At 35.5% G+C, this 10,852-nt stretch carries 12 protein-coding genes; 3 read left to right on the plus strand and 9 right to left on the minus strand.

Annotated elements, in window-relative coordinates; all coding sequences use genetic code 11:
* The first annotated feature begins 154 nt into the window (after positions 1–154).
* Positions 155–1,993 (plus strand): M1 family metallopeptidase, encoded by a 1,839-nt coding sequence (locus AC3FI7_RS17320; RefSeq protein ID WP_491460587.1) that lies wholly within the window; start codon positions 155–157, stop codon positions 1,991–1,993.
* A gap of 55 nt (positions 1,994–2,048) precedes the next feature.
* On the opposite strand, the gene AC3FI7_RS17325 is transcribed toward AC3FI7_RS17320, so the two are convergent.
* The gene (locus AC3FI7_RS17325) at positions 2,049–2,654 is read right to left on the minus strand and encodes a hypothetical protein (protein ID WP_142726337.1); all 606 of its coding nucleotides are present in this window, start codon (positions 2,652–2,654) and stop codon (positions 2,049–2,051) included.
* 200 nt (positions 2,655–2,854) lie between these two features.
* Between AC3FI7_RS17325 and AC3FI7_RS17330 the strand changes: the two genes are divergently transcribed.
* Entirely contained in the window at positions 2,855–3,613 is a 759-nt protein-coding gene (locus tag AC3FI7_RS17330) for a type III pantothenate kinase (RefSeq protein WP_142726338.1), read from the plus strand.
* 70 nt (positions 3,614–3,683) lie between these two features.
* Entirely contained in the window at positions 3,684–4,211 is a 528-nt protein-coding gene (locus tag AC3FI7_RS17335) for a GNAT family N-acetyltransferase (RefSeq protein WP_491460588.1), read from the plus strand.
* 98 nt (positions 4,212–4,309) lie between these two features.
* Here AC3FI7_RS17335 and AC3FI7_RS17340 read toward each other — a convergent pair whose 3' ends face one another.
* The 8 genes from AC3FI7_RS17340 to AC3FI7_RS17375 all read right to left on the minus strand — a co-directional run bounded on the left by AC3FI7_RS17340 (position 4,310) and on the right by AC3FI7_RS17375 (position 10,844).
* Positions 4,310–4,492, minus strand: coding sequence for a hypothetical protein (locus AC3FI7_RS17340; RefSeq protein WP_491460589.1), 183 nt, complete (start codon positions 4,490–4,492; stop codon positions 4,310–4,312).
* Positions 4,493–4,599: 107 nt separating this feature from the next.
* Positions 4,600–5,031: a nucleoside deaminase gene (locus AC3FI7_RS17345; RefSeq protein WP_491460590.1), complete on the minus strand. Its 432-nt coding sequence runs from the start codon at positions 5,029–5,031 to the stop codon at positions 4,600–4,602.
* A complete protein-coding gene (locus AC3FI7_RS17350; RefSeq protein ID WP_491460591.1) occupies positions 5,031–5,648 on the minus strand; it encodes an energy transducer TonB in 618 nt (205 codons plus the stop codon). Before AC3FI7_RS17350 ends, AC3FI7_RS17345 begins: the two co-directional genes overlap by 1 nt.
* Before the next feature lie 53 nt (positions 5,649–5,701).
* Entirely contained in the window at positions 5,702–6,622 is a 921-nt protein-coding gene (locus AC3FI7_RS17355; protein ID WP_142726341.1) for a helix-turn-helix transcriptional regulator, read from the minus strand.
* Positions 6,623–6,762: 140 nt separating this feature from the next.
* Positions 6,763–7,149: a hypothetical protein gene (locus tag AC3FI7_RS17360; RefSeq protein ID WP_142726344.1), complete on the minus strand. Its 387-nt coding sequence runs from the start codon at positions 7,147–7,149 to the stop codon at positions 6,763–6,765.
* A gap of 307 nt (positions 7,150–7,456) precedes the next feature.
* Positions 7,457–7,795, minus strand: a complete 339-nt coding sequence (locus tag AC3FI7_RS17365) for a YrhB domain-containing protein (protein ID WP_343686806.1) — start codon at positions 7,793–7,795, stop codon at positions 7,457–7,459.
* Between the two features lie 15 nt (positions 7,796–7,810).
* The gene (locus tag AC3FI7_RS17370) at positions 7,811–10,489 is read right to left on the minus strand and encodes a hypothetical protein (protein ID WP_491460592.1); all 2,679 of its coding nucleotides are present in this window, start codon (positions 10,487–10,489) and stop codon (positions 7,811–7,813) included.
* Positions 10,482–10,844: a hypothetical protein gene (locus AC3FI7_RS17375; protein WP_491460593.1), complete on the minus strand. Its 363-nt coding sequence runs from the start codon at positions 10,842–10,844 to the stop codon at positions 10,482–10,484. Before AC3FI7_RS17375 ends, AC3FI7_RS17370 begins: the two co-directional genes overlap by 8 nt.
* Positions 10,845–10,852: the final 8 nt, after the last annotated feature.

Consider the following 10,852-nt stretch of genomic DNA (forward strand, 5'->3'; position numbering starts at 1 on the left):
CTTGACAAGGATATTTCAAGAAAACTCAAAAAAGAATTTAACAATCCAGGTTAAAATCTATCTAAAACCATTATAAACAGAATGAAATCTCAAAATAACTCCTATTTGAGGTTCTTATTTAAATTACCTACCTTTAGAAAAAATAAAATTTTAAATGAGAAAATCGGCTGCAATCATTTTTGCGTTTATCATTTCACAATTTCAGGCTCAGCAAGGAGCTTATTATCAGCAGGCTGCGAAGTACAAGATGGATATTGATGTCAATGCTGAAAAATTTACCTATCAGGGAAAACAAGCAATAGAATATACCAACAACTCACCGGATGAGCTGAATGTGGTTTATTTTCACCTATACTGGAATGCTTTCAAACCTAATTCCATGATGGATCAGAGAGTGGCTTCCCAGGGGAAAAATGGAGACTCAAGACTGCAGAAAGATGGTATTTCAAGACTTGCTTCCATTCCAAAAGATCAGGAAGGCGCTCAGAATATCCACTGGATTAAACAGAATGGGAAAGATCTGAAATTTGAAGTTCAGGAAACCATTATGAAAGTGTATCTGGCTGAACCTATCAAACCGAATTCTACGACTACGTTTACAATGGATTGGGATTCGGTGATTCCTCAGCAGATCAGAAGAAGCGGAAGAAATAATAAGGAAGGAGTGGATATGACGATGACACAATGGTATCCGAAAATTGCAGAATACGATTATGACGGCTGGGCCACTTTTGATTATATCGGGAGAGAATTTCATGCACCATTCTCAGATTTTGATGTTACCATTAAAATCAATAAGGATTATGTAGTGGGTGCAGGAGGTATTCTTGAGAATCCGGAAGAAGTAAAAGGCTATGATGCTAATGCTAAGATAAAAACAGAAAAAGACAAAAAGGCAGTCTGGAAATGGACAGCAAAAAACATTCTTGATTTTGCATGGAGTGCAGACAGAGATTATTCTGTGGAAAGCTTCAATGTTCCGGAAGGTCCAAAAGTATATCTGGTTTATCAGAAAAATGATAAAACGAAAGCCTGGGGTGAGGCGCAGCCTTATATCACGAAGTATTTCCAGATCATGAATGCTCACTTTGGAAAATATGTATATCCAACCTACGCATTTATTCAGGGAGGAGACGGCGGCATGGAGTACGGAATGTGTACCATGATTTTAGGAGAAGCTAAAAACGTTAAGGATTTAATGGGCTTGATGGCTCATGAAGGATCCCACTCATGGTATCAGCAGATGCTTGCTACTAACGAATCTGTACGTCCATGGATGGATGAAGGTTTTACAAGCTATGCAGAAGGATATACCATGTATCAGTTATTCCCGGAAGATCTGCCGAATCCTTTTGTTGAAAGATTAGATGCCTACAGAAAATTTGTTAAAAAAGGAATCGAAGAACCAGCTGTCTGGTTAGGGGATCACCATGATAACGGAACATCTTATACGTATGCATCTTATGTAAAAGGTGAATTATACCTGGTGCAGCTTGGATATATTATGGGAGAGCAGAATCTTGCAGAAACCCTAAAGCAATATTATGACCAGTGGAGTATGAAACATCCTTCAGACAGAGATTTTCTTCATATTGCACAGAAAGTTTCCGGGATGGATCTGAAATGGTTCCACAATTACTGGATCAATACGACAAAAACCATTGATTACGGTATTAAGGACGTAAAATATGATGCCAAGTCTACAACCATTACCTTAGTTAATAATGGTCAGGTGCCAATGCCAATTGATTTTGGAGTGATGACAGCAGATAAGAAAATTGTTACGTATCAGATCCCATTGAATATGACCCATACATGGAAAGAAAAGGATATTTACGGTGATTTCAAAACAATGCCTTACTGGCCATGGACTCAGAAAGAATACACACTTACCATTCCTTACACAAAATCTCAGCTATCTGTTCTGGGAATAGATTTCAGCCAGAGAATTGCAGATATAAATATGACAGACAATTTTGTTGAGGTGAAATAAGCCGCATAATGCATAAAATATAAAAAATCCCACAGATTGAGCTCTGTGGGATTTTTTATTTTATCTCAAATTGCTGTACCATCCAATGCTGTGAATGATTTTTGATAAGATCCTGTTTCAAAGCTTCGTCTTTAGTATTTAAATAAGTATAGACTTTTAAAGGAACAGAATCAGGATATTCCTTCAGTCCGTTGGCAACGGTAATTTTTGCTTCTTCCTTCTTGTGACCGCTATCTAAGGCTTCAGCTTTAAAAATATACACGAGTGCCGGGATTTTTCCGTATAAATTTTTTGTTTCATTTTCCAGAAGATTCATAGTTTCGATCTGAAATTCAGGATTGGGGCTTTTTCCTTCTGATATCGACTGGCTGATATGCTGCTGGTACATCAGAAGAAGATACAGCAGGTGTAGATTTTTAGTGTTGGAATCAGAAATTGTTTTTTGAATTTTATGCATCAGTTCAGGAGTCATCTCGCCATTTTCAGCCTGAAGATTTTTTTGATAAAACTCATCCATCAGATCGTAAACCACTCTGTCATCAGGATCGATCTTTGACTGAGATTTTATTTTCTGGAAAACCTGTGTAATAGGAGGCGTTCCGGACTGTGCAAAAACATGGATACTGAGGCATAATAAAGTGCCGATGATCAGTTTTTTCATGAGATATTCCAATAATATTTATGTTTAAATATACTGATTTGTTTTAAAAATGAAAATAAGAAATGAATAAGGAACGCAATTTAGTTCTATAATGACGGATTTTTTTCTTAAAATGATTAAATTTAGGGCTGCAAAATTAATGGAGATTTTCCCTTTTCTTTTTATCAGGAATGGCAGGGGAACTTCTGAAAAATATGTCAATGAATTCAATCGTAATCAACGTAGGGAACAGCAATATCAGATTTGGTCTTTTCAATGGTGATAATTGTGATATTTCGTGGGTCATCAATACAAAACCTTACAGAACAGCAGACGAGCTTTATGTACAGATGCTGATGCTTTATCAGACCTATAAAATTGAACCCAAAGAAATCGATAAAGTCATTATTGGGTCAGTCGTGCCTCAGCTTACCAAAGTAATGAGTTCAGGAATCAAAAAAATTCATGGAACGACACCTGTTATTGTAGACAGAAATACTCCATCAGCGGTGCAGGCAAAATCCAAGCAGATGGGAACTGATATTTATGCCAATCTGGTCGCTGCTCATAATTTATACCCTGGTCGCAAAAAAATTGTCATTGATTTCGGAACTGCCCTTACGGCAAGCTGTGTGGCAGAAACCGGAGAAACGTTGGGGGTAATTATTGCTCCCGGAATTGTTACATCTCTGAATTCTCTGATCAACCAGACTGCGCAGCTTCCTGATATTGAACTGAAAAAACCAAAATCTGTTCTGGGGCTGGATACCGTAACCTGTATGCAAAGTGGTATGGTGTATGGCTTCCTGGGAATGGTTGAAGGTTTTGTGAACCGCATCAATGAAGAGGTAAATGATGACTGTTTTGTGGTGGCAACCGGAGGTGTTTCCCACGTTTATAAGCCTTTGACAGATAAAATTCATGTGATGGACAGGCTTCATACCCTGAAAGGGCTTTATTTCCTGGGGAAAGATTTATAATTAAAGAGTAAGGTTTGGGTTTGAATCCAGGTAATACCTTAGTCTTCACCTCAACCTTAATTTTAAAATCATGAAAAAGTTTCCGATTATAGAAACTGAAAGACTTATTCTTTCCAAGCTGGAAGAGAAGGATATCCCTTTTATTGTTGAATATCTTCAGCATAGGATTTATTCAGATCTTACTTCCAATATTCCTTATCCTTATACAGAAAGTGATGCCAGATTCTGGCTGAGAATGTCAAAGGATGCTTTTGAAAACAATACCGGCTATACTTTTGGGATTCGTAATAAAGAAGGACATATTATCGGAGCTATCGGGCTTCATGACAGGGAAGATGATAAGGCTGAACTGGGTTATTGGCTCGGAATTCCGTACTGGAATAAGGGATACGTAACGGAAGCCGCAAAAGCCATCGTTGATTTTGGGTTTAATGAACTGGGCTTTCATAAAATTTTTGCAACTCATTTTCTCCATAATCCTGCGTCTGGAAGAATTATGGAGAAAATAGGAATGGAGCAGGAAGCTGTTTTAATTCAGGAAATTAAAAAAGACGAAGAATATTTTGATCTGGTGCGATATTCTATTTTCAGAAACTAGTGCACTTAGTCAAAATTCAATAAAAATAAAGACAGAGAAAATGTCCAATCTTCTCTGTCTTTTATAGTATTATTACTTTCTAAAATATAAGACTGGCTTTATAGTCCACCAGTACAGGAATCACATTCTATTAATGGATATACCCATTCACCATTCCCGTCCTGGAAAGGGAAGTTTCTGCATCCTATTTTTCTGACACCATTGGCATCGGTATAAAAACATTGATCAGGGCGAATCCCTCCTTTAATTTTTGCAACCTCTTTTCTTGTTAGTTTTTTCATGTTTTTCATGGTATTTTAGTATTAGTTTGTATTCAAATATAGTCAATTATTCAATTGGTTGTATATAATATTACTTTTTATGAAAAATTGTAATTGAGAAATACAGTCTATCTTTTACTTTTAAAAAAATCTTTAACAATAGAAGAGCATTCCGCCTCCATGATTCCTGTGATAACTTCTGTTTTTGGATGAAGGGTAAGATGTTTATTGATAAATCCTCTCTGTTCATCTCTTGCACCAATGACGACTTTTGAGATCTGGGACCAGGAAAGGGCCCCTGAGCACATGACGCATGGTTCCATGGTTACATACAGTATACAGTCCTTTAAGTATTTTCCTCCAAGGAAATTGGCTGCTGAGGTGATAGCCTGCATTTCTGCATGGGCAGTGATATCATTTAATGTTTCTGTGAGATTGTGCGCTCTTGCGATAATCCGGTTATTGGAAACTACAACACATCCGATGGGGACCTCATCTTTTTCTAAAGCGGCTTCTGCTTCCTGCAGCGCCATTTTCATATAATATTCGTCAGTAAACATTAATCTGTCATTGTTAAGGTTAAAGGAAGCTTAAAACAATAGACTGCTGGATCTCCTTTTATCATTGCCGGGGAAAATTTCTCTGCCAGAGAGTACAAGGCAATTTCCGCCTGTCTGTTGAAGGTGAAATTATCACCTTGTGCGTGAACATTGCTCACCGTGCCATCTTTTTCTACCGTGAAGGCAACATCTGTCTTTATTGTTTTTTCCTCAGAATATACGCCGTCCACATACAATAGGTTGGCCACTTCCTGTCTCAGGGAATTGAGCCCTCCGGGATAATCGGCAATCTTTTCCACTTCCGGGAACCTTTGGGATAGGCCTAATCTGGGTTTATTGATAGACTGGAGGTCTTCAAGGTTTCTAACTTTTAATAAAGCTCCGATCAATGCGCTGTTTTCAATGCTGTCCATTTTTTTCATGAAAAAAAGAAAATCTCCTTTTATTTCTGCTTTTTTTACGGCATTGGGTTCTGCATCAAATTTCTTTTTGAATTCTTTGTTCAGCATGTTCCTGTGCTGGTTATAATAGCTCTTTACAAGCCTGAACTCTTCTTTCTGCTGTGAGAGAAAAAAGGTAGAAATAAAACAGCTGATGCCAATGAATAAAGTTTTCAATAAGGGTATATTTATGTAAATATAACAAAAAATATGAAATAAGTTCTTTATGATCAGCTTTCAAGATAGCGGTTCAGGGATTCCTGAAGATGATTTCGGATGTCATCAACTAAACCTTTCGGTTCTAATACGGTTACTTCTTTTCCATAAGAAAGAATTTCCTGCATAAAGTCATACGTAGGGTGGAGGAAGAACTCAAAATAGATTTCTTCCTGAGTTTCCTTGGTCTCCTTTTGCGATTGATGAAGAGGAAAGCTTCTGATATATTCTCCCTGATGGCGGGTACATTTCAATACAATATTCTGTGGTTTCTGTTCTGTCAGATTCATCACTCCGAATGCGTTTTTGAAATGCTCCCTGAAGTTGTATTTATATTTTTCTCTGAACTGGTTTTTAGTGACATCCAGATAATTGATCCTGTCAAGCCCGAATGACTTTAAAATTTTATCTTTTGTATCAATGGCAATAAGATACCATCGGTCTTTTGATTCTTTTAAAGCCAAAGGGTGCACCTTTCTGGAGGTCATCAGTTTGTTTTTGTAATTGTAGTGCTCAAAAGTTACCACTCGTTTATTGCGGATGGCAAAGAACAGGTCATAAAAATGCTCTACACCGGTTGGTTTACGGCTTTCAAAAAAGATGAAATCTGAAAAATCCGGGTGAAGGTTCAGCGCATTGCTTACCTGAAAGGACTCAAGAAGTTTCTGATTGTATTCATCCACTTCCATAATCGGGCGGCTCTCAATATAATACCGGTTGTCACCCTTCTTTTTGTTATGAATGGAGAGGTTGAAAAGATCTGAAATCTCCCGGATATCCCTTTGCAGAGTACGGATAGAGTAGCTCTTGATTCCTGCATCCTGGAATTCAAAAGAGTTTAAAAGATAGTCCTCCAGCTGGGAATAAGTAGCCGGAGAACTTTCTAATCTTTTAATAATTAAGGCATATCTTGTCAGATAAAAATCTTTTTTCATTTCTCTATTTTTAGCGTGCAGCGAAACTGCGATTCATGGTAAAGTTTTATAAGACAAATATATGCGGTTCATGCGACAAAACGTGTCGTGTTTTATTTTTTTGTAGTAAAGTTTTGTTATATAAACTTATTGGAAGTGTGTTAAAAATTCTTCCTTACAAAATTTTTAAAGTCAAAATTTTGATGTTTAAAATATTTATCTTCATCAACAACAGTGTATTTATTATTTTTATCTTTTATAGCATAAACAAACCTCGGTTTGTCATCTCCTAAAAAAGAGGTCATGTGAAGAGAAACACCACTATCTAAAAAGTATATAAAAAAAGATTTATATTCATTATCATATTTTTCTTTACTATTCACACTAAAATGCCATCCGTCATGTTCATAATATCCATCATTGCCTAATGAATATACTTTTACTTTATCTTTTGTTGCTGAAGCCGTTTGCAAATTATAAGCTTCTTTAAAGACATCATCAACTACTTTTAATCCTATTTGTATGATTTGTTCTTTTGTCGGTTTCATATTTTTAATAATGTATATTTAATTTTTTTTAAATCATTTTTTAAATTCCATTCTCCAGCAAGATAGTTATCAAGCTCTATATCAATACTCTTTTACCCCATTCTTTAATGTTGGGATTCCATTCTAAAAATTAATTCCAATTGTGTTCAATAAGATTTTCAATCTTAAAATAACTATCCAATTAAATAGACACTACCTCTTAAATTTTTATAAATCATATGATCAGGTCAATAATAAAACCAGCAGTATCTTTACTGCTGGTTTTACTCAAGAGTTATACTCTTTTGTTTTTTTATAAATCTAATAATTATTTATAATCAAATCTGTCTTCATCAGGATACCAATAACGGTCTAAGCTAAGTGTTAGTGTTCCATTTTCATAATTTTGTAGATAATTTTCTAGGCTATTTGCAGTACCAAAACCAACCACTCTGCCAGATTTTTTTTCTACTAAAAAAGGCGCGTTACCCACTAATGATTTATTGAAATTTCCTGATAGAAGATATTCTTTAGAGTCATAAGAGTATACATTACCGTATGGCTTTTTAATGACTTTATCTATGACTACTTCAATATCATCGCCTCCCTCACCTAATTTCTTTAAAAATTGTTGTGCTATGTGTAGCATTTCTTTGTCTGTTAACATAATTTATATTTTGTGTTATCTTACTAATAAAAATTTAAAGCCTCCTCCATCTTTATATTTATAATTGGGATTATATTTACCTTTTAGAAAATTACTGAATTTTACATCTTTTAATGCAAATACAGCATGTTCTGCAGTCTGTCCATCAAATAAATGTAAATCTCCATCCAATTTTATCCCTACAAAATAATGTCCTTTTGTTTGTTGAACAATTTGTCCTCCTGTACCTCTTACATTATTTAATTCATTGATACCATAAATTATAGCAATTTGCTTATCTTTTAATGAATTTTTTATGCTTCCGAATGTTTCAACGGATTGAAAGTAGCCTCCACCGTGTTTTGCAACTACTTTTTCAAATTCTTGGTATCCGGATTGACGTGCTTTTGTAACCTTACCTGTTTTTAAAAATTCAATAACGACATTTACAACCTCTGCACAATTATAATCATGTAATTGAACTACAGCTGTTTCACCAATAGATGAATGATTAAACAGCGGTAATATCTTCTTAAGGTTTTCAAGAGAATTTTCAATTGTTTTATCTAAAAAATTGTCCTCTAATTCCTTAAAAATTTTTATCTCTGCTTCATTTGTTGTTGCTACTTTTGAGGCGCCACCACTGCCTCCTTCATGTTTCATTTGCTCTAAAGCCTCGTCTATTTCACTAGCTTCATCAGCATTCTTTGCAGATTTTCTGATATCATCCTCATGCTCCAGAATTTCTTTAGCACTTTTTCTCAATCCATTATGAATTGCTACAGAAAGTTCACCGGATAAAGATAATAATTCCAGCCAAAATAAATACTCAGATAATGATTTGCCCCATGAGGCATCTCTTGCTCCGGAAAGTTTCAGTAATGTATTGACTGTACCGCTGGTAATTTCTACTACGGCTGCTGTTGCTGCTACGGCCTTTCTTACATTCGCTACGGCTCTTCCTGCTTTACTTACAAATCTAAGCTTCTCTGCCTTCGCTGCAAATTTTGCCAGATATCTGAATTTTCCAATGTTTCCTACTCCGGAAACGGTAGTTAAAATATCTGCGACATATTCTGCGCTTGTAATAACGTTACTCCAGAACTGTTTGTCACGATTGGCTTTCAACATAAAGGCTGGGACAACAGAATCCAACTTCATTTCTGTTTCCTGATTTTCAATATCCTTAAGATAGATAGGATAAAAAGGATGATACCAGAACTGATCTATAATAGGAACCTGCGTAGGCACTAGATTATCAGTCTTCAGACCTGGCCTCATTTCAATTTCTGTTTTTCCCGTATCATATAAAGTTTTTATCAGCCTTCCTTTTTGCTGATGGGTATCAAAAGACATACTTACATTACTGAAATAAAAACCGAAAGCTTTTTGAGAAGAATATGGCAGGAATAAAAGCCCATCAGTAGTTGCAAATTCAGGATTTTTTTCTGTATCAGGGTATATAAACCTTGACTTTTTCCATGTCTGGCTGATCAGTTTTGCAAATTCCAGAAAATTTTCTCCATTGATCCTGTCATAAATAAATTCAAACTTGGAAATATTTTTGTCTCCGTCCTTTATTGTCTCTAGGAACCAATTCATGAGTTTTACTTCCTGTCCTTCTTTTTGCAGAATAATTTTTATAAGTTTTATAAAAATGTTTTCTTCCGCAAGATCTTTTTTATTTGTAAGGCTATCCCTTCTTACAGCCATTTCCATAAGTTTCCATAGGAAGTCTTCATTAAACATTACAGCTACAGATTCCGGTAAATAAAACAGCGTTTTCATGGCATCATAGTAAGCAAGGGTACTTTTACTTTTAATACTGTCTTCTATTTTATGTATAACCTGGTTCATAAACTGATCTCTGAAAGAATCTCGCTGGGGATTGGTGTTATCTCCTTTTTCTAAGGAGAACCCTTCACTAAACAGGGTTTGATCTAAAAAAGTAAGTATCCCGCCGATACTTGTAAATTTTAATATAATGGAGCATTCGTCATCATATAGGAAGAACTTGGGTCTGTATCCTTTTTCATAATATCTGTATTTTAGTATGAAATTCTTTAGCCCATATTCTATCTGAAGAAAGGGAATCAAAGTCATTCTGCCTTCCTTTTCAGATTTCAGAACCTGAACCTTCTTTTCCGGATTATTCCATAAATATTGTTCATCATCAAACAATATTTTTATAATTTTCCCAAAAGTTGTCACATGATCAGTATAATCGTAAGTATAGGTGTCATTTTCTAAATCTTTCAGATATTTTCCATTGGGGTCATAGTATATATTGTCTGGAAAAATGGTTACAGCCCTTAGACTTTCAGAATAAATGACAACTAGATTTTTAACGGTATCATAAATGTAGGAACTAGTCCCAAATTCTATAGGAAATTCGATAAGCCATTCATCAGGTATGGTTTCAGTAGTTTCTTCTAAAAGATCGAAATATTTTCCGGTGAGGGTTTTTACATAATATTTATTATTTCCTCCTGTTTTAAGCAGATAAATTGCTTCAGCATTATGGCTATTCAGAAGCCCGAAAATTCGTTTGTATTTATTAAAATCTGTTTCAAAAATGTTCTTATTGACATTATAAGCATTACCATCATCTAAAGGTGTTAAAAGAACTTCAGTGGGAGGCAACGCATTTTTTGCGCTTTCTTCAGACCTTCGATAGAGCCTTAGAAACTCAATGATTTGTTCAAAGTCAGTCATTTTCGTTGGTTTTAGAGTTTACGGATGATAATTCATTTTCCGGAAAAATCATTGTAAGCTTATTGTTGTAATAATGCTTCTGAATTGTTTCTTCATCCAACACGAGAAGATCCAGATAGTAATCTTTATCAAGGAGTGCGTGGGCATTTTTAAGTTTGCATTTAGCCTGTACCAAAACATCCCAGTCTTTTCCTTCCAGCGTGTCCCATTTATCAAATGGTACCCTGCCTCTGCTTCCGAAAAGAAATATCTTTTCTACAGCAGTAATATCATCAATCTTGTCCTTTAAGGTCGTGAGGATATAAGGCAGCACTTTATCGTGCTGCCAGATAGCCTCGGGTTTTACCCGGCTCATGGTTTTTT

The organism is Chryseobacterium sp. TQ-BC-N36, assembly GCF_058382295.1.

Excerpts from the sequence above, each read along its gene's own strand:
- AC3FI7_RS17320 (WP_491460587.1), top strand. The coding sequence starts at position 155 with ATGAGAAAATCGGCTGCAATCATTTTTGCGTTTATCATTTCACAATTT.
- AC3FI7_RS17325 (WP_142726337.1), bottom strand. The coding sequence starts at position 2,654 with ATGAAAAAACTGATCATCGGCACTTTATTATGCCTCAGTATCCATGTT.
- AC3FI7_RS17330 (WP_142726338.1), top strand. The coding sequence starts at position 2,855 with ATGAATTCAATCGTAATCAACGTAGGGAACAGCAATATCAGATTTGGT.
- AC3FI7_RS17335 (WP_491460588.1), top strand. The coding sequence starts at position 3,684 with ATGAAAAAGTTTCCGATTATAGAAACTGAAAGACTTATTCTTTCCAAG.
- AC3FI7_RS17340 (WP_491460589.1), bottom strand. The coding sequence starts at position 4,492 with ATGAAAAAACTAACAAGAAAAGAGGTTGCAAAAATTAAAGGAGGGATT.
- AC3FI7_RS17345 (WP_491460590.1), bottom strand. The coding sequence starts at position 5,031 with ATGTTTACTGACGAATATTATATGAAAATGGCGCTGCAGGAAGCAGAA.
- AC3FI7_RS17355 (WP_142726341.1), bottom strand. The coding sequence starts at position 6,622 with ATGAAAAAAGATTTTTATCTGACAAGATATGCCTTAATTATTAAAAGA.
- AC3FI7_RS17360 (WP_142726344.1), bottom strand. The coding sequence starts at position 7,149 with ATGAAACCGACAAAAGAACAAATCATACAAATAGGATTAAAAGTAGTT.
- AC3FI7_RS17365 (WP_343686806.1), bottom strand. The coding sequence starts at position 7,795 with ATGTTAACAGACAAAGAAATGCTACACATAGCACAACAATTTTTAAAG.
- AC3FI7_RS17370 (WP_491460592.1), bottom strand. The coding sequence starts at position 10,489 with ATGACTGACTTTGAACAAATCATTGAGTTTCTAAGGCTCTATCGAAGG.
- AC3FI7_RS17375 (WP_491460593.1), bottom strand. The coding sequence starts at position 10,844 with ATGAGCCGGGTAAAACCCGAGGCTATCTGGCAGCACGATAAAGTGCTG.